18 protein-coding genes are annotated in these 18,563 nt (G+C 58.9%); all 18 read left to right on the plus strand.

The annotated features are described in order from the left end of the window. Positions 1 to 63 precede the first annotated feature (63 nt). A complete protein-coding gene (gene hrcA, locus G454_RS0105865) occupies positions 64 to 1,098 on the plus strand; it encodes a heat-inducible transcriptional repressor HrcA (protein ID WP_027717866.1) in 1,035 nt (344 codons plus the stop codon). Positions 1,099 to 1,118: 20 nt separating this feature from the next. Continuing rightward, positions 1,119 to 2,681 (plus strand): TCP-1/cpn60 chaperonin family protein, encoded by a 1,563-nt coding sequence (locus G454_RS0105870; protein ID WP_027717867.1) that lies wholly within the window; start codon positions 1,119 to 1,121, stop codon positions 2,679 to 2,681. A gap of 5 nt (positions 2,682 to 2,686) precedes the next feature. Continuing rightward, the gene (grpE, locus tag G454_RS17930; RefSeq protein ID WP_051275948.1) at positions 2,687 to 3,391 is read left to right on the plus strand and encodes a nucleotide exchange factor GrpE; all 705 of its coding nucleotides are present in this window, start codon (positions 2,687 to 2,689) and stop codon (positions 3,389 to 3,391) included. Further along, the gene (dnaK, locus tag G454_RS0105880) at positions 3,392 to 5,200 is read left to right on the plus strand and encodes a molecular chaperone DnaK (RefSeq protein ID WP_027717868.1); all 1,809 of its coding nucleotides are present in this window, start codon (positions 3,392 to 3,394) and stop codon (positions 5,198 to 5,200) included. 57 nt (positions 5,201 to 5,257) lie between these two features. Beyond that, positions 5,258 to 6,409 (plus strand): molecular chaperone DnaJ, encoded by a 1,152-nt coding sequence (gene dnaJ / locus G454_RS0105885; protein WP_027717869.1) that lies wholly within the window; start codon positions 5,258 to 5,260, stop codon positions 6,407 to 6,409. Positions 6,410 to 6,435: 26 nt separating this feature from the next. Continuing rightward, complete coding sequence (prmA, locus tag G454_RS17935; RefSeq protein WP_035107099.1) at positions 6,436 to 7,353, plus strand: 50S ribosomal protein L11 methyltransferase; 918 nt, start codon at positions 6,436 to 6,438, stop codon at positions 7,351 to 7,353. Positions 7,354 to 7,363: 10 nt separating this feature from the next. Continuing rightward, positions 7,364 to 8,110 carry a 16S rRNA (uracil(1498)-N(3))-methyltransferase gene (locus tag G454_RS0105895; protein WP_027717870.1) on the plus strand — a complete coding sequence of 249 codons (747 nt, stop codon included), beginning with the start codon at positions 7,364 to 7,366 and terminating at the stop codon, positions 8,108 to 8,110. 6 nt (positions 8,111 to 8,116) lie between these two features. After that, positions 8,117 to 9,451 (plus strand): tRNA (N(6)-L-threonylcarbamoyladenosine(37)-C(2))-methylthiotransferase MtaB, encoded by a 1,335-nt coding sequence (gene mtaB, locus G454_RS0105900; RefSeq protein ID WP_027717871.1) that lies wholly within the window; start codon positions 8,117 to 8,119, stop codon positions 9,449 to 9,451. Between the two features lie 52 nt (positions 9,452 to 9,503). Beyond that, on the plus strand, positions 9,504 to 9,845 hold the full coding sequence (locus tag G454_RS0105905) for a histidine triad nucleotide-binding protein (RefSeq protein WP_027717872.1): 342 nt from the start codon (positions 9,504 to 9,506) through the stop codon (positions 9,843 to 9,845). Between the two features lie 48 nt (positions 9,846 to 9,893). Next, positions 9,894 to 10,070 carry a 30S ribosomal protein S21 gene (gene rpsU, locus G454_RS0105910; RefSeq protein WP_027717873.1) on the plus strand — a complete coding sequence of 59 codons (177 nt, stop codon included), beginning with the start codon at positions 9,894 to 9,896 and terminating at the stop codon, positions 10,068 to 10,070. Between the two features lie 233 nt (positions 10,071 to 10,303). After that, a complete protein-coding gene (locus G454_RS0105915) occupies positions 10,304 to 10,636 on the plus strand; it encodes a DUF3870 domain-containing protein (protein ID WP_281168446.1) in 333 nt (110 codons plus the stop codon). Positions 10,637 to 10,876: 240 nt separating this feature from the next. Beyond that, a complete protein-coding gene (locus G454_RS0105920) occupies positions 10,877 to 11,899 on the plus strand; it encodes a TRAP transporter substrate-binding protein (protein ID WP_027717875.1) in 1,023 nt (340 codons plus the stop codon). Between the two features lie 89 nt (positions 11,900 to 11,988). After that, on the plus strand, positions 11,989 to 12,546 hold the full coding sequence (locus tag G454_RS17940; RefSeq protein ID WP_051275952.1) for a TRAP transporter small permease: 558 nt from the start codon (positions 11,989 to 11,991) through the stop codon (positions 12,544 to 12,546). Continuing rightward, on the plus strand, positions 12,524 to 13,801 hold the full coding sequence (locus G454_RS0105930; RefSeq protein ID WP_027717876.1) for a TRAP transporter large permease: 1,278 nt from the start codon (positions 12,524 to 12,526) through the stop codon (positions 13,799 to 13,801). Before G454_RS17940 ends, G454_RS0105930 begins: the two co-directional genes overlap by 23 nt. A 221-nt stretch (positions 13,802 to 14,022) precedes the next feature. Further along, a complete protein-coding gene (locus G454_RS0105935; protein ID WP_027717877.1) occupies positions 14,023 to 15,189 on the plus strand; it encodes a 2-methylaconitate cis-trans isomerase PrpF family protein in 1,167 nt (388 codons plus the stop codon). Between the two features lie 19 nt (positions 15,190 to 15,208). Next, on the plus strand, positions 15,209 to 16,210 hold the full coding sequence (locus G454_RS0105940; protein ID WP_027717878.1) for an isocitrate/isopropylmalate dehydrogenase family protein: 1,002 nt from the start codon (positions 15,209 to 15,211) through the stop codon (positions 16,208 to 16,210). A 14-nt stretch (positions 16,211 to 16,224) separates the two neighbouring features. Next, the gene (locus G454_RS22345; RefSeq protein WP_027717879.1) at positions 16,225 to 16,905 is read left to right on the plus strand and encodes a 4Fe-4S dicluster domain-containing protein; all 681 of its coding nucleotides are present in this window, start codon (positions 16,225 to 16,227) and stop codon (positions 16,903 to 16,905) included. Positions 16,906 to 16,929: 24 nt separating this feature from the next. Further along, positions 16,930 to 18,555, plus strand: coding sequence for an FAD-binding protein (locus G454_RS0105950; RefSeq protein ID WP_027717880.1), 1,626 nt, complete (start codon positions 16,930 to 16,932; stop codon positions 18,553 to 18,555). The last annotated feature ends 8 nt before the right edge of the window (positions 18,556 to 18,563 follow it).

An 18,563-nucleotide genomic window follows, 5' to 3' on the forward strand; every position in this document is an offset into this window, starting at 1 on the left:
TTTTATCAATAAGGATCGCTTAGCACTCAACAGGTGAGAGTGCTAACAAGGGAAGGAACGGCCATGAGAATGGACCCCCGCAAGCAAAATATTCTGCTGGCCATAATTACCGATTACATTGCCACCGCCGAGCCCGTAGGGTCCCGTACCATCGCGCGCAAGTACCGCCTGGGCATCAGCCCGGCCACCATCAGGAACGAGATGGCCGACCTGGAGGAAATGGGCTATATCGAGCAGCCCCATACCTCTGCCGGGCGAATTCCTTCCGAAAGGGGATACCGCTACTACGTGGACTACCTCATGAAGCGCCAGGAGTTGACCCCTGAGGAGGAGGAGTTGGTCCGGCAAAGTTATCATCAAAAGGTACGGGATGTGGGCGAGGTCATCCAGCGCACCGGCCAGCTTCTCTCCCAGCTCACCCAGTATGCCGCCGTGGTGCTGCCCCCCAAGGCGGCTGCCAGTTGCTTCAAGCACATCCAGCTGGTGCAGATGGGTGCCGAGCAGGCCATGCTGGTGGCCATCATGGACAGCGGCGCCGTGCATCACCGGATCATCGATATCCCCAGCGGCATTACCGCCGCCGACCTGGAGGCCATCTCGGCGGTGCTCAACGCCAAGCTCCAGGGGCGCCCCATGGAGAGCATCAGGCTTACTCTGATAAAGGAAATTTACTTTGAGCTTTCCAAACAAAGGCGTATCCTGGAGCTGGTTATGGAGTTGCTGCACGATACGCTGGTGAGGGGTTCGGAGAACCGCGTTTACCTCACCGGGCTGCTCAACATCCTCAACCAGCCCGAGTTCCGCCATGTGGAGAAGGTCAAGACGCTGCTGAGCATTTTGGAGCAGGAGGACCTCCTGGGCAACCTGCTGGCCAGTGATGTGGGCAAGGAGGGCGTGACCGTCCGCATAGGGCGGGAAATCAGCTGCCAGCAAATGAGCGAGTGCAGTATGGTCGTGGCCACCTACAGCTTTAAAGGCCGCCCCCTGGGCACTCTGGGTGTGCTGGGCCCCACGCGCATGGATTATGCCAAGGTGGTTACGGTGGTGGAGTGCCTGACCAAAAATCTTTCCCAGGCGCTGGAAAGAATACTCGGCTAATTTTAAAGGGGGAGCACGCTTTGAGCTTAAAACAGCAGGCCTCAAGCGGCGCGGAGGTTAACGAAAAGCTGGCTGCCCTGGTCACCAACGCCAATGCCATCCGTGCCGTGGCTTCGGCAGTGGAGGGGACGTTGGGGCCCAAGGGACTGGATACCATGCTGGTGGATAAATTCGGCGAGGTGGTTATTACCAACGACGGGGTAACCATCCTCACCACCATGGAGGCCAATCACCCGGCGGCCCGCATGCTTATTAACATAGCCAAGGCCCAGGAAGAGGAGGTAGGGGACGGCACCACCACGGCTACCGTAATGGCCGGCGCCCTGGTAGGCGCCGGCGTTGAATTGGTGGCCCGGGGAGTTCCGGTGGCCCGGGTAATTGAGGGCATACGCGCGGGCGTGCGGCGGGGGCTGCAGGCCATGGAGGAAAGGGCCAGGCTGGTAGCGGACCTGCACGATCCCCTTCTCTACCGCGTGGCTTTAATTGCCGGACGGGGACAGGAGGACATTGCCAGGCTGGTGGTGGAAGCGGCCAGGATGATTGGCCGCGAAAAGCTCCTGGACCGCAACTTTCGCTTTGCCGATACCGTGGTAGCCGAGGAAGGTGCGGAAAACCAGGTTTTCATGGGCGTCATTATTAACAAGGAGCCCATGAATCGTCAGATGCCGAAAGAGCTGGAGAATGCCGCCGTGCTGATCATCGACGATGCCCTGGAGCCGGAAGAGCTGGAAGAAGAGGCGCTGGCCACCGAGGCCGGCTTTGCCCGCTATATGGAACTGCAGGAGCAGTTCCGTAAAAACGTGCAGAAGATCATCGACCTGGGGGTGGGGCTGGTCCTGGTGGACCGCGGCGTGGACGATATAGCGGAGGAGATGCTTACCGACGCCGGCATAATGGTCGTGCAGCGGGTGGCCAGCAAGGAGCTGCGGCGGGCCGCCGAGCACACGGGGGCCAGAATGATCAAGCGCACCGGGCTCAAAAAAAGCCCGGAGCAGATCCGGCAGTACCTGGGAACGTGCCGCCGGGTTTTTCATGATGAGAAGTTGGAGCAGGTGTGGGTCATGGAGGGCGGCGGCAAGCCCATGGCCACCGTGCTGGTCGGGGCGGCTACGGCAGAAGTGGTGGGGGAAAGGGAGCGCATTGCCAAGGATGCCGCTTCCGCCGTCCAGGCGGCCCTGAAGGGCGGAGTGGTTCCCGGGGGAGGGGCCCTGGAAGTGGCCGTGGCCCGGGAAGTGGAAAAGATTAAGACTACCATGCGCGGCATGTCCGTCTACGGCGTGGACTGCGTGGTGGAAGCCCTGAAGCGGCCCCTGGCCCAGATCGTGGCCAATGCCGGCTTTAATCCCCTGGAAAAGCTCGGCGATGTGATGGCCGCCCAGGCGGAGACCGGCAACGAGGCCCTGGCCATAGACTGCGACACGGGGCAGGTGGCGGATATGTTTGAGCTGGGAGTGGTCGACCCGCTGCTGGTAAAGACGCACGCCTTTAAGGCAGCCGGTGAGATTGCCGAGGCCATCCTGCGCATAGATACCATTATTAAAAAGCGGGAAGAAAAGGAATCGGGCGAGGGTGAAAAGAGGTGAAGGGGATGGAGGAGAGGAGAGAACTGCCGGTCCCTGAACCCGGGGCGGTGGGGGAAGAGGAAGCGGCCACCCGTGCTCCGGAGCCGGAGGAACCCGCCGCCCGTTCTCCGGCGGAACCTGCTGCCGGGCCGGAAGCAGAGCCGAAGCAGCCGCCAGCCGACCTGGCCGCACGGGTGGAAGAGCTGGAGAAGCGCCTGGCGGAACAGGCCGCCCTGGCGGAGGCCTATTTTCACCGGCTGGCCCGGGTGCAGGCGGACTTCGAGAATTTCCGCCGCCGCGTCAACCGCGAGCGGGAAGAATGGTTGAGGTACGCCTCCATGCCACTGGTGGAGGCCCTTTTACCGGTAATGGATAACTTTGAGCGCGCGCTGGCGGCTAAGGATGAGGACCCGGCCCAGGTGGTTGCCGGCATCGAGATGATTTACCGCCAGCTAAAGGAGATCCTGGAAAAAGAGGGCCTGGCGCCCGTGCCGGCGCTCAACGAGCCTTTTGACCCGCAAAAGCACGAGGTTCTCATGCGGGAGGAAACGGATGCCTACCCCGATAACACGGTCATTGCGGAACTCCGCCGTGGCTACTACTACAAGGACCGGTTGTTGCGACCGGCCCTGGTGAAGGTGGCCCGGGCGGTATCCCGGCCCGGCGCGGGTTTGGAGGCCGGGCAGGAAGACGGTCAAAACAGCGGTAACGGTAAGGAGGTCGAAAACTAAATGGGCAAGGTTATTGGGATAGATCTCGGCACCACCAACTCCTGCATGGCCATCATGGAAGGCGGCGAAGTGGTCGTCATACCCAACGCCGAAGGCGGGCGCACTACCCCCTCGGTGGTGGCCTTTACTAAAGACGGGGAGCGCCTGGTAGGACAGGCGGCCAAGCGCCAGGCCATCATCAACCCCGAACGCACGATCTTGTCCATCAAGCGGCACATGGGCTCCAATTACAAGGTAAGGATTGATGATAAGGAATATACTCCCCAGGAAATTTCCGCCATGATCCTGCAAAAGCTCAAGGCCGATGCGGAGGCCTACCTGGGAGAGAAAATCGAAAAGGCGGTGATTACCGTCCCCGCCTACTTTACGGACGCCCAGCGGCAGGCCACCAAGGATGCCGGGCGGATTGCCGGCCTGGAGGTACTGCGCATCATTAACGAGCCCACCGCCGCGGCCCTGGCCTACGGGCTGGATAAGGAAGAGGACCAGACCATCCTGGTCTACGACCTGGGCGGGGGCACTTTTGACGTCTCCATCTTGGAGCTGGGCGACGGCGTGTTTGAGGTTAAGGCCACCAGCGGGAACAACCGCCTGGGCGGCGACGATTTCGACCAGCGCATCATGGACTGGCTCATCGAGGAGTTCCGGCGGGAGACGGGCATAGACCTCCGGGGCGACCGCATGGCCATGCAGCGCTTGAAGGAGGCGGCGGAGAAGGCCAAAATAGAGCTTTCCAGCGTTACCACCACCACCATCAGCCTGCCCTTCATTGCCGCCGACGCCAGCGGTCCCAAGCACCTGGAGAGGACCCTCACGCGGGCCAAGTTTGAGGAGCTTACCGCCGACCTGGTGGAGGCAACCATGGGGCCCGTGCGCCAGGCCCTGGCCGATGCCGGCCTGGAGCCGAAAGACATCCACAAGGTCCTCCTGGTGGGCGGCTCCACGCGCATCCCGGCGGTGCAGGAGGCCATCCGCAGGTACCTGGGCAAGGAGCCTTACAAGGGCATCAACCCGGACGAGTGCGTGGCCATAGGGGCGGCCATTCAGGCGGCTGTGCTGGCCGGCGAGGTTAAGGACGTGCTCCTTCTGGACGTGACGCCCCTTTCCCTGGGCATTGAAACCTTAGGCGGCGTCTTTACGGTGATCATCCCGCGCAACACCACCATTCCCACCTCCAAGAGCCAGATTTTCACCACCGCCGCCGACGGCCAGACCACGGTGGAGATCCACGTGCTGCAGGGAGAGCGCCCCATGGCCGCCGACAATAAGAGCCTGGGCCGCTTCCTGCTTACGGGGATTCCGCCGGCCCCGCGGGGTGTCCCGCAAATCGAGGTCAAGTTCGACATTGACGTTAACGGTATCGTGCACGTTTCGGCCAAGGACCTGGGGACGGGCAAGGAGCAGAGCATCACCATCAGCGGCAGCTCCCGCTTGTCGGAAGAGGAAATCCAGCGTATGATTAAAGAAGCGGAGAGGTTTGCCGAAGAGGACCGGCGCCGCAAGGAAGAGGCCGAGGTACGCAACCAGGCGGACAGCATGATTTACCAGGCCGAAAAGACCCTGCGGGAGCTGGGGGATAAGGCTGACCGCAGCAAGGCCGAAGAGGTCAGGTCGGCGGTGGAGAGGCTCAAAGAAGCCCTCAAGGGCAAGGACATGCAGGCCATTAAGGCCCGCATTGACGAGCTGACCAGGCCGCTGTACGAGCTTTCGGCCCTCCTTTACCAGCAAAAGGCCCAGGCAGGCGGCACGGGCGGCCCGCAGGGCGAAAAAGTGGTGGACGCCGATTACAGGATCAAGGACGACAAATAGCGCCGCCACCGGTGCCGCCGCCGGGCTGCCGTGGTCTTCCAGGGTGGTGTGTGGTCCATGGCCAAGCGAGATTACTATGAGGTGCTGGGGGTGTCGCGGGACGCTACCCAGGAAGAAATAAAGAAGGCTTACCGCAGGCTGGCCCGCCAGTACCATCCCGATGCCAACCCCAACGATCCGGACGCCGAGGCCAAGTTTAAGGAAATTAACGAGGCCTACGAGGTTTTGAGCGACCCGGAGAAGAGGGCCCAGTACGACCGCTTCGGTCATGCCGCCTTTGGCGGCGGGCAGGGCTTTGGCGCCGGCGGCGGGGGATTTGGAGGTTTCGGGGGCTTTGAAGGTTTCGGTACCGATTTTGGCGGGCTGGGCGACCTCTTTGACATGTTCTTTGGCGGTGCCACCCGCGCCCGGCGGGGGCCGGAAAAGGGCGAGGACATCCGGGTGGACGTGGAGGTGTCCTTTACCGAGGCCGCCTTCGGGGTGGAAAAGGACATCCGCGTGCCTCGGCTGGAAGCCTGCCCCACCTGCGGCGGTACCGGGGCTTCGCCCGGGACGCGCCCGATCAGCTGCCCCGTTTGCGAGGGTACCGGGCAGGTCCGCTATACCCACACCACTCCTTTTGGCCGCCTCATCCAGACGCGCACCTGCGAACGCTGCCGCGGCGCGGGGCGCATCATCGAAAAGCCTTGCGCCAACTGCCACGGCAGCGGCATGGTGCGGCGCGTGCGCACCATCCATGTGAAAATCCCGGCCGGCGTGGACGACGGCACGAGGCTGCGCATTGCCGGGGAAGGAGAGGCGGGCCTGCGGGGAGGCCCGCCGGGCGACCTTTACGTTTACGTGCGCGTGCGTCCCCATAAAATCTTCCAGCGCGAGGGCAACGACGTCATCATGGAACTGCCCATTTCCTTTGTGCAGGCGGCCCTGGGGGATGTGGTGGAGGTGCCTACCCTGGACGGCAAGGCCGTGCTGCGCATACCCGAAGGCACCCAGCACGGTACGGTGTTCCGCCTGCGAGGGAAGGGCATACCGGACCTGCACGGCTACGGGCGGGGCGACCAGCTGGTCAGGGTAAAGATCGTCGTGCCCACCAAGCTTACCGAAGAGCAAAAGAAATTATTGCGGCAGTTTGCCCGCTTAAGCGGTGAAAACCCGGCTGGGGTGGAAAAGGGGTTTTTTGAAAAGGTAAAGGATGCCTTTATGGGATAGAGGATTAAAGGGGGCTGGCGTTTGCCTTGCGCTGGCTAGAAGTAGCCGTTGCCGTACCCCGGGAGCACCTGGAGGAAGTCGGCACTCTCTTTGCCGAGCTGGGCACCGGCGGGGTAACCATTGAAGACCCCGCCTTATTTTCTAAGTACCTGGACGGGCCGGGGGACTGCGTGGCCCTGGACCCGCGCGCCGTGCCTGCCGCGCCGCGGGTCAAAGGGTATTTTCCCGCCGGCGAGGGGGTAGGGGCGCGCCTGGCCGAGCTAAAGCGCCGGCTGGACTCTTTTCTTGGCGGCGCGCCCTACCAGTTACTGGTGCGCGAGGTGGAGGAAGAGGACTGGGCTGGCGCCTGGAAAGCCTACTACCGCCCGCTGGCCGTGGGCAAAAGGCTGGTGGTCAAGCCCTCCTGGGAGAAGTACCGCCCCCTGCCCGGCCAGGTGGTTGTCGAGCTGGACCCGGGGATGGCCTTTGGCTGCGGCACCCACCCCACCACCCGCCTTTCCCTGGCCGTGCTGGAGGGCCTGCTCCGCGGCGGGGAGACGGTGGTGGATGTGGGCACCGGTTCGGGTATCCTGGCCATAGCCGCCGCCCTATTGGGGGCGCGCCGTGTGCTGGCGGTAGACAACGACCCGGTGGCGGTGGCCGTGGCCAGGGAAAATGTGGAAAGAAACCGCGTGCAGGATGTGGTGGAGGTGCGCGAGGGCGATCTCCTGGCCGGCATAGCAGGTCCGCTGGATGTGGTGGTGGCCAACATAACCGCCGGGGCCGTTGTACGCCTGGCCCCGGCAGCAGCAGGGGTGCTCCGCCCGGGAGGCTTTTTCCTGGCCTCGGGAATAATCAGGGAAAGGGAAGAAGAAGTGCGCCGCGCCCTAGAAGGCCTTCCCTTATCGCTTGCCGGCAGCCGCCTGCTTAATTCCTGGGTCACCCTCATTGCCCGAAGGGAGTAGGGTTCTTTTTATGGGGCGCCACTTTTTTGTTCCCCCCCGGCAAATTTGCGGCAACAGGGTGTACATTTCGGGTTCAGATGCGGCCCACATCTACCGGGTGCTGCGCCTGCGCCCCGGGGATGTGGTTAACGTCCTGGACGGTTCGGGTACGGCCTACCGGGTGGAGCTAACCTCCACGGCGGCAGACCGCGTGGAGGGGCTGGTGCGGGAAAGCTTTCCGGCCGCCGGTGAGCCTCCGGTGCGGGTAACCCTGGCGCAGGGGCTTTCGAAGGGGGAAAAAATGGACATAATTATTCAAAAGAGCGTGGAGCTGGGTGCCTCGGCCATTATCCCCGTAAGCTGCTCCCGCTCTGTAGTCAGGCTCACGCGGGAAAAGGCCCGCGAGCGGCAGGAAAGGTGGCAGCGTATAGCCCGGGAGGCGGCCAAGCAGTGCCTGCGGGCCGTTGTGCCCCTGGTGGGGGAAGTGGTGACCCTGGAAGAGGTGCTGGGCACCCTCCCGCCCCGGGTTTTGGCCCTCATGCCCTGGGAGGGAGAAAAGAGCCTCTCCCTAAAGGAGGCTTTGCGCAAGGCGGGGAAAAAGGAAGAGGTTTTCCTTTTTATCGGCCCCGAGGGCGGGTTTGCCCCCGCAGAAGTGGAGCTGGCCAGGCAACAAGGGGTGATCACGGTTACCCTGGGCCCGCGCATCCTGCGCACCGAAACGGCGGCGCTGGCCGCGCTGGCCGTGGTTTTATATGAGTTGGGGGATCTGGGGCGGTGAATTGACGTGCCCGCAAAGGTAGCCCTGGCCACTCTCGGCTGTAAGGTGAACCAGTACGAGTCCAGCGCCCTGGCCACCATGTTTAAGGAAAGAGGCTACCAGGTGGTGGATTTCGACGAGGTGGCGGACATTTATATCATTAACACCTGCACCGTAACCCACCTGGGCGATAAAAAATCCCGGCAGCTCATCAGGAGGGCTGCCCGCCGGAACCCCCGCGCCTTGATTGTGGTCACCGGCTGCTACGCCCAGGTTTCCCCGCAGGAAGTGAGCTCCATTCCCGGCGTGGACCTCGTGGTGGGCACGGCAGATAAGCACCGCCTGGTAGAGCTGGTGGAAGCATGCCTTAGGGAGAAGCGGAAAGAGCCCCTGGTGGCCGTAAGCGATTTTTCCGGGGAGCCGGCCTTCCAGGAGCTGCCCGTGCCCGCCCTCCCTTCCCGGGTGCGTGCCTTTTTAAAGATCCAGGAGGGGTGCAACAATTACTGCGCCTACTGCATCATACCCTACGCCCGGGGCCCCCTGCGCAGCCGGGATGCGGAAAAGGTGCTGGCCGAGGCCCAAAAGCTGGTGGCGGAAGGCTACCGGGAAATCGTGCTCACGGGCATACATACGGGTGCTTACGGCCAGGACCGCCCCGGGGGGCCGGACCTGGCGGAACTGGTGGAGCGCGTATCGCGCATACCCGGCCTTTTGCGCCTCCGCCTGAGTTCGGTAGAGCCGCTGGACGTTAGCGAGAAGCTGCTGGCGGTAATGTCCTCCAGGCCGAACGTCTGCCGGCACCTGCACATTCCCCTGCAAAGCGGCGATGATGAAATACTCGCCCGCATGCGCCGCCGCTACGACACAGCCTGGTTCCGCCGGCTGGTGGCAAGGGTGCGGGAAACCCTTCCCGGGGTGGCTATAACCACCGACGTCATGGTGGGCTTTCCCGGGGAGACGGAAGAGCATTTCCGGCATACCTATAACTTTGTGCGGGAGATGAGGTTTTCCCGGCTGCACGTTTTTAAGTTCTCGCCGCGCCCGGGGACGCCGGCGGCGGCCTTTCCCGCGCAGGTCGGCGCCGCGGTAAAGGAGGAACGCAGCAGGCGGATGATCGCGCTGGGGGAAGAGCTGGCCCGCGCCTTTGCCGCCGGCCACCTGGGGATGGCCCTGACCGTGCTGGTGGAGGAAAAGGTGGCTAAAGGAAGCAACGGGGACCTTTATACCGGGCTCACGGATAACTACCTGCGGGTGACCTTCCCCGCCGACGGGGAGGACCTGGTGGGGCACCTGGTGGTGGTGAAAATAAAAGAAGTGGCAGGCGCGGAGTTAAAAGGGATCATGGAGGAGGACTTAGGGTAACCTTTGTGGAATAGTAATCTTATTGTCGTGCCGGGGAAGGAGGTGTGGAGCGGTGCAGGACTGCATCTTTTGCAAGATCGTCCGCCGGGAAATCCCCGCCGAAATAGTGTACGAGGACGAGGGAGTGATGGTCTTTAAAGACATCAACCCGGTGGCCCCGGTTCACCTCCTCGTCATTCCCAAAAAGCACATCCCCACCTTCTTTGACCTGCAAGAGGAAGACGTTTCCGTTTTGGGCCGCGTGCAGCTGGCGGCGGCACGCGTGGCGGCAAAAATGAACCTGGAAAAAGGTTTCCGGCTGGTCAGCAACTGCCGTGAGGATGCCGGCCAGCTGGTATTCCACCTTCATTACCACCTGTTGGGCGGGAGGCCCTTTGGTTGGCCTCCGGGCTAGGCTTTTATTTTCCGGCTTTTTCCGGCTGGCGGAGGGAGGGAAAAAGGTATGGCCGAGGTGCGCGTTGGCAAGGATGAGTCCATTGACAGTGCCCTCCGTCGCTTCAGGCAATCCTGCCAGAAAGCAGGTATCCTGGCTGAAGTGAGACGGCGCGAGTGCTACGAAAAGCCCAGCGTGCGGCGCAAGAAGAAGTCGCAGGCGGCCAGAAGGCGAAAGTATCGCTAAAGTGCAAAAACTGCGCGTGGTGCGCCGGGGGCAACGCAGGCTAGGCCTGGCTACCGCAAAAAAGGCGGGAGCCAGGCTTATGCTTTGCTTTGGGGGGGGAAAAGGCCTCAGTGTTGACACTCGTCTGAATGTTATTTAAAATATTACCAGTGAGAAGTACGGTGGGTAAGTAAACGGCCTGGTTTCCGTGTAATACCTGGGGGAAGTGAGCGAAGCTGCGAAAGACTATTTTTCTGGCGGGGCATGCAAGTCTCCCGCAGGGCATGGCGGCCAAGGGTATTTACGACACGCTGGCCATTGTGGTGGAGGTCGACAGGAAATACGGGGTGATAGTGCAGGCTTCCTGTACGCTGGTCACCCCGCAGGCTCAAGAGTACATCAGGAGGATACTGATAGGCCACAGCCTCCTCGAGGGGGTAGAGGAGCCCATTAGGGAGATCAAGGAATATTATCACGGGGCGGCGCAGAACGCGCTCATTGCTGCCTTAAAGGACCTTTACCGGACCTACCTTAACGGTCCCGGGCAGGCAAGTGCCAGGCAGGCCGCCGCTAAGAAAAACGTTTAAACGACAGATCGTTATTTTAGGACCGGTCAACTGTGGTATCTACAATCACCCGCGCAAGCGGGTGGTACGAGTAGATATAGATAGCCAGTTGGCATAAGGGTGCTAACGGGCTATCTATTTTTATTTCTGTCGGCAAAAGGCAAAGCCTGTGAAAGGGGAGGTGAAAGAAAGTTTAAAAGTTTAGGGGAATACCCGGTAAGCGGAAATTTAAAAGCTTTTTAAGGGAGGGGCAAAAACGACGTGAAAAAGGGAACGGGCGTTTTTCTGGTTCTGGCCCTGGCGCTGGCGGCGATTCTGGTAGCGGGCTGCGGGGGAGCAAAAGGTACTGCGGACTCCAAGCAGGCCCCTGAAAAAATTATCGCCAAATTCAGCCACGTGGCGGCTCCCAGCACGCCCAAGGGCCTGGCGGCCCAGAAGTTTGCCGAGCTGGTTAAGGAGCGCACGAACGGGCGGGTGGAGATCCAGGTATTTCCCTCCTCGCAGCTTTACGGCGACAAGGACGAATTCGAGGCCCTTCAGGCAAACAACGTGCAGTTCATTGCGCCGTCAGCCGGCAAGTTAATTAGCTTTGACCAGCGTTTCCAAATAGGGGACATGCCTTTCCTCTTTAAGGACAATCAGGGGGCGTCCAGGTTCTGGGATAGCGAGGCAGGGAAGAAGTTAATGAAGAGCCTGGAAAGCCAGGGTATGGTCGGCCTTACCTCATGGCCTAACGGCATGAGGCAGTTTATGAACAGCAAGAAAGAGCTGAGGAAGCCCGAGGACTTTAAAGGCCTGAAGTTCCGCGTTCCGGCCGGCGGCGTGCTGGTCGACATTTTCCAGGCGCTGGGTGCCGGGGCGGTCACGCTGCCCTTCAGCGAGGTTTATCCTGCGCTGCAGCAGAAGGTTGTAGACGGCACCATTGCCACCTTTGACAATATCGAAAACGAAAAGTATGCCGAGGTGCTCAATTACCTGACCGTGGCCAATGTGAACAACCTTTCCTACATTGTCATTGCCAACAAGAAGTTCTGGGAGGGGCTGCCGTCGGACCTGCGCGGCACCATCGAGCAGTGCTTAAAGGAAGCCACCGAGTACGAGCGGCAGCTGGCCGACAAGCTGGACCAAGAGAGCCTGGCCAAGCTGAAGCAGAAAATCAAGGTCTACGAACTGAACCCCGAGGAGCGCCAGGCCTTTGTGCAGGCCATGCAGCCGGTGTGGGCCAAGTACGAGCCTGTTATCGGCAAAGACCTCTTTGAAGAGGCGCAAAAGCTGAACAAGTAAAGGTAAACGCGCGGGGGCCCCGGGTTTTGCCGGGCGCAAACGGGCACCCCGGGGCCCCTCCCAAATTTCCCGCCTCTGGAGGTAAAGAAATGAACCGGTTCAAGAAGATTTACTCCGCCGTTGAAGAAACCCTTGCCGGGACTTTCTTTTTCACCGGAGTGTGCCTGATATTTTACGGGGTAGTAAGCCGGTACGTATTTAAAAAGCCCCTCTTCTGGGTGGATGAAATTTCCACATACATCCTGGTCTGGGGGTGCATTCTGGGGTGGAGCATTGCCCAGAGGGATGGCCGGCACATAAGGGTCGGCCTGCTGTATGAATTCCTGCCCCCTAAAGTGCAGCGCTACGTCAGCATCTTTGCCAGCACGGCGAGCATTTTGTTCTGCCTGTTTTTAACTTACCTTGGCTACGTCCTGGAAACCAAGTACCTGCAGACCGGGCAGCGCTCTTTAAATACCCAGTTCCCCCTGTGGGCGGTGTACTTTTTTGTGCCCGTGGCGGCCCTCATGCTCTGCGTGCGTTATGTGGAAGAGCTCTATCACCTCTTGAAAGACGGCGGAAGAGCCTGGCTGGAGGCAAAGCTTGCAGAAAACGAGGCCAGGAAGAAAGGAGTAATAACGCCTCATGGAGACGGTTCTGCTCTTTAGCCTTTTTGTAGTGCTGTTCCTCCTCCACGTGCCCATTGCCCTGAGCCTGGCCATTTCCAGCGTGGTCATCCTGGCCACGACCACCGATTTTAACCTCTACATGGTGGCCCAAAAAATGTTTTCCGCCCTCGAGTCGCCCCCGTTAATGGCCATACCGGGCTTTGTCCTTGCCGGCACCATTATGTCCCACGGGGGGATCACCAAGTACCTCATTGCGGCCATCCGGGCCTGGGTCGGCCACCTGCGGGGAGGGCTTTCCATCGTCACCATCCTCTCCTGCATGATCTTTGCGGCCATCTCGGGTTCCAGTCCGGCCACGGCGGCGGCCATAGGCAGCATTCTCATCCCCGCCATGACCCAGGCGGGCTATGAGAAGCGCTACGCCATGGGGCTGGTGGCCGCTTCGGGAACCCTAGGCATTTTGATTCCCCCGAGCATTACTTTCGTGCTCATTGGCGTCACCGCCAACGAATCTATCGGTAAGCTGTTTATGGCCGGCGTCCTGCCGGGCATACTTCTCGGCGGCGTGCTGCTGGTTACGGCCATTGTATACGCCCGCCTGAAAAATTACGGGGGTGAACCCCGCTCCGACTGGAAGACTCGCTGGGAGTGCACTTACAAGGCCCTCCCCGGGCTTTTGCTGCCCGTAATTATTCTCGGGAGCATTTACGGCGGCATATGCACTCCCACGGAGGCGGCCATCGTTTCCGTCTTTTACGCCCTTTTGGTGACTGTCTTTGTCTACCGGGAGATGACCTGGGCCAAGTTCCGGACCATTTTGAGGGAAGCCATCGGCATCACCTCAATGATTTTCTTAATCATCCCCGCGGCCATGACCTTTGCCCTGTACTTAGCCAGCGAGCAGGTCCCCGCCAGGGTTGCCCAGTGGATTGCCGGCAGCGACTTAGGGGTGGGGCTGTTCTGGCTGGCCGTGCAGACTATGTTTTTCGTCCTGGGGACCTTTTTGGAGGCAGTTTCCATTGTCTTGATCACCCTGCCGGTTTTAATCCCCGTGATCAAGCACCTGGGCATAGACATGATTCACTTTGCCGTGACCATGGTGGTAAGCATGGAGCTGGCCATGATCACTCCCCCGGTGGGGTTGAATTTGTTTGTCGTCTGCGGCATTGCCCGGGAGCGCCTGGAGGAGGCCGTCAGGGGGGTATTGCCCTTTATCGGGGTAATGATCCTTACGCTGATCATTTTAATCCTCTTCCCCAAGATATCCCTTTACCTGCCCTCGCTCATGCGCTAAAATAGAATACGCGGCTTTTAGTAGCGGAAAAAGGCCGCCAAGAGGCTCCCTTTGCCTTTTAGGTCGGGAGCTTCGGAGCAACTGGGTTTATCCACCGCCATTTGGGCAGACCGGGTGGAGACAGGTGGGTAAGGCAACCAGTTGTAACGTCAGCGTTACAACTGGTTGCCTTTGTTCTTTTTAGGCAACGCTATCCGCGCGCAAAGGAGGCTGCTTTGATAATGCGGGAGTGGGAAAAAATACGCTGCGTAATCATGAGGGGGGGGACGAGCAAAGGGGTTTTCCTCCTGGAAAACGACCTCCCTCGGGATCCTCAGGTACGTGACAGGGTTATTCTGGCCATTTTCGGCAGCCCCGATCCCCGGCAAATTGATGGCCTGGGAGGGGCAGACTCCCTGACCAGCAAGGTGGCCATTATCGGGCCCTCCAGCAGACCGGATGCCGATGTAGATTACACCTTTGGGCAGGTCAGCATTACCGCTCCTCTCGTTGATTATAGAGGAAACTGCGGCAACATCTCTTCAGCTGTTGGCCCGTTTGCTATCGATGAGGGCCTGGTTAAGGCCGTGGAGCCGGTAACCACGGTGCGCATTTTTAATACCAATACCCAGAAACTCATTGTGGCGGAAGTACCGGTTAGAGATGGAAAGGCAGTTACTAAAGGTGACTTTGCCATTGATGGTGTGCCGGGCACTGGTGCCCGCATCACCTTGAATTTCCTTGATTCCGGAGGGGCAGTAACCGGTAAATTGCTCCCAACCGGCAGAGTAAGGGATGAAGTAACTTTATCGGACGGAACTAGGCTGGAAGTATCTCTGGTGGATGCTGCCAACCCGGTTGTGTTTTTCAAAGCAGCTGACCTGGGGCTAACGGGAGTAGAATTGCCGGATATGGTCAACAGTGACCCGCAGTTGCTTGCCCGTATTGAAGAGATACGCTGCATTGCTGCGGAAATGATGGGGCTGGCAAACCGGCAGGAAGCCACAGCCAAGAGCCCAGCAGTCCCCAAGATTATTTTTGTCTCCCCGCCCTGTACGTACAAGGCCAGCGATGGGCGGGTCATCGAAGCTAGCCAAATTGACCTGGTGGCGCGGGCTATGTCCATGCAGAAAATGCACAAAGCCTTTGCTGTAACGGGTGGAATTTGCACTTCTGCAGCTGCAAAACTGAAAGGAACGGTAGTCAACGAGGTTTTACGCCCGTCTGCCGGGCGGAGTAAGGTAATTAGGTTGGGGCACCCTTCCGGCACTATGGAGTTCGAGATAGAAATTATGTATGGTGCTGGTGGCACTCCGCGTTTAGAAAAGGCTGCCGTAGCCCGGACTGCCCGCCGGATTATGGATGGCTTTGTTTATGTGCCGCGTGAAATTTTCTGGCCAGAGAAGTAAATTGAGGAGGGGAACGAAAATGTACCGGATTACCCTGATTCCCGGGGATGGCATTGGTCCAGAGATCACTGCCGCCACCAAGAAGGTGCTGGCGGCTACGGGGGTGGAGATTGAATGGGAGGAGAAACTGGCCGGCGAAACGGCCTTAAAAGAGTGCGGGGAGCTCTTGCCGGAAGACACGCTGGCATCCATAAGAAAAAATAAGGTGGCCCTGAAGGGGCCCCTGACCACCCCTGTTGGGACTGGCTTTCGGAGTGTTAATGTGGCTCTCCGGAAGGAGTTTGATTTGTTTGCCAATCTACGACCTGCCCGTACGTTTGAGGGTGTAAAATCGCGCTACGAAAATGTGGATTTGGTAGTTGTCCGGGAAAATACCGAAGACCTGTATGCGGGCATAGAGCACATGGTAGGTGAAGACGCTGCCGAAAGCATTAAGATTATTACCCGCCGGGGGGCAGAACGTATCGTCCGCTTTGCCTTTGAGTATGCGGTGCGGGAGGGCCGCCGCAAGGTGACGGTGGTGCACAAGGCCAACATTATGAAGTGTACTGACGGCCTGTTCCTGGCCGTAGCGCGCCAGGTAGCCCAGGAATACCCGCAAATTGAGTTTGAGGATCGCATTGTGGACAACATGTGTATGCAGCTGGTGCAAAAGCCGGAGCTTTATGACGTACTGGTAATGCCAAACCTTTACGGGGACATTATCTCGGATCTTTGTGCAGGCCTGGTGGGTGGTCTGGGGATGGCACCGGGAGCCAATATTGGTACCGACATAGCCATCTTTGAGCCCGTTCACGGCAGCGCTCCCAAGTACGCGGGACAGAACAAGGTAAACCCCTCAGCCATGATTCTTTCTGCGGTAATGATGTTGAAATACCTTGGCGAAAGAGAAGCGGCGGAAAAAGTGGAAAAAGCGCTGGCCGAGGTTATTCGCGAGGGGCGCGTGGTGACTTACGACCTGGGTGGAACAGCAAGTACCTTAGAGATGGCCGAGGCCATTGTGCATAAAATGCGGGACTAAGGAGGTGTATTCCCTTGCCAGAGTCGCTAATTCCAATTTACATCATGGGGAAACGCTACGAAGTCCCTGAGGGGCTTACCATTATGAAGGCCCTCGAATGGGCAGGTTACCAGCTTATCCGCGGCTGTGGTTGCCGGGGTGGGTTTTGCGGTGCCTGTGCCACGGTATACCGCGTACCTGGCAATTTCCGGTTACAGGTAGGTTTAGCTTGCCAAACTCCGGTTACGCCCCACATGAACCTTGTACAAATGCCTTTCTTCCCCGCAAATAAGGCAATTTATGACCTGGATAAGGTGGGTTCGCCCCTAGAGACTTTGCTCCAGCTCTACCCTGAGATTACCCGTTGCCTGGGTTGTAACACCTGCACTAGCGTTTGCCCTCAGAAGTTACAGCCCATGTATTACGTGGCTGCGGCATTGCGAGGGGATTTTGCCCGGGCAGCGGAACTTTCCTTCGATTGCATTATGTGCGGCTTATGTGCTGCTCGTTGTCCGGCCCAGTTGGCGCCTTATAACATTGCTATTTTTGTTCGCCGGTACTACAGCAAACACATGCGCCCGAAGCCCAAGCATTTAATAGAGCGGGTGGCCGAAATCCGAGCAGGCAGGTACGATCAGGCACTATCCGAGCTTGCGGCTGCCAGCGAAGAAGAGCTGAAGAAGCTTTACGTAAATCGGGAGTTTGAAAAGCTATAATTTCTCTTAAGGAGGGAGTTTCAGGTGGGCTATCCCAGGGAAATGCAAGAGTCAATTAAAAGGTTAGAAGCTACCCGTCCCTTTCGCCTCAGGCAGGAAATTCCGCGCCTTACACCTGAAGAGAAAAACCGGCTGCTTGAGCAGTTCCACCCTGATTTTCGCCCCGATGGGATGCGCCCGGTGCGGGTAGGTCCTAATAAGGGCCAACGCATGCAAAATGAATTGGTGGACCTTTTAGAGGCATACAGCCGCATTGATCCTGAGCGCGTTGACCTCAGCCACATAGACTATGATGTGGATGTCTTAGTTATCGGCGGGGGCGGTGGGGGAGCTACTGCCGCCCTCATAGCACACGAAAACGGTGCGCGGGTGCTCTTGGCCACCAAGCTAAGGCTGGGCGACTCCAATACCATAATGGCGGAAGGGGGTATTGCTGCAGCCACACAGCCCAATGATTCCCCTTATCTCCACTTTTTGGATACCATTGGGGGAGGAAGGTTTCAAAATAAGCGGGAACTGGTGTGGGCACTGGTACATGATGCTCCGCTGGTTGTAGAGTGGCTGAAAGATTTGGGAGCTATGTTTGACACCCACCCAAACGGGGACCTGGTTGTTTCCTTTGCTGGGGGACACTGTCGCCGCAGGGTTCACTCTTGCAAGGATTTGAGTGGTATGGAGTTTATGCGGGTAATTCGTGATGAGTTGTGGAATAAAAGGGTGGAGGTGCTGGAGTTTAGCCCTGCGATAGAACTTCTCCTGGACGAGAAAGACCGTTGTGCCGGGGCCATTTTAATGAACCTGGAGACACATGAACACATCATTGTAAGGGCCAGAGCGGTGATCCTGGCTACTGGGGGCATTGGTCGCTTGCACCCCAATAACTTCCCTACGACCAACCATTACGGCGCCACTGCTGATGGGCTGGTAATTGCCTACCGGGCTGGGGCGCGCCTTTTGCACATGGACGCTATTCAATACCATCCTACCGGTGCTGCCTGGCCAGAACAAATGCTGGGGCAGCTCATCACCGAGGCTCTGCGGGGTAACGGTGCCCAGCTAGTGAATGTACACGGGGAACGCTTTATCAATGAGCTGGAGACCCGTGACGTGGTTTCTTCAGCGATCATCCGGGAAGTGCGACACAGGAAAAATGGCGTACGCACACCTACGGGCATGGAGGGCGTTTGGCTAGACACCCCTCTTATTGATATCCTGGGCGGAGAAGGAAAGCTGGATCGCATGTTTGCTGGCATAGTACACAGGTTTCGGGAGTACGGTATTGACGTTCATAAAGAGCCCATTCTTGTTTTTCCAACTCAGCATTACCAAAATGGCGGCATAGAGATTGATGCTGAAGGTAGAACGGATATACCCGCCCTTTTTGCAGCCGGCGAGGTGGCAGGAGGTGTACAGGGCAAGAACCGCTTGGGTGGAAACTCGTTGTTGGATATTTTTGTCTTTGGCCGGCGGGCTGGAAAGGCGGCAGCCCTTTTTGCCAAAGAGGTTCCTCCGCCCGGAAAGCTTACGCTAGAACACGTACGCCGTTACCATGAGGAACTGGCTGCCGAAGGCATTGAAAAGGGGCGCGTTTCCCCGCTATTGCTTCCCGATTATACCCGACCCGAAGTTAAACAACGCCGCTATAGCTAAATTAAGAG

The organism is Desulfovirgula thermocuniculi DSM 16036 (genome assembly GCF_000429345.1).
Taxonomy (GTDB): domain Bacteria; phylum Bacillota; class Desulfotomaculia; order Desulfotomaculales; family Desulfovirgulaceae; genus Desulfovirgula; species Desulfovirgula thermocuniculi.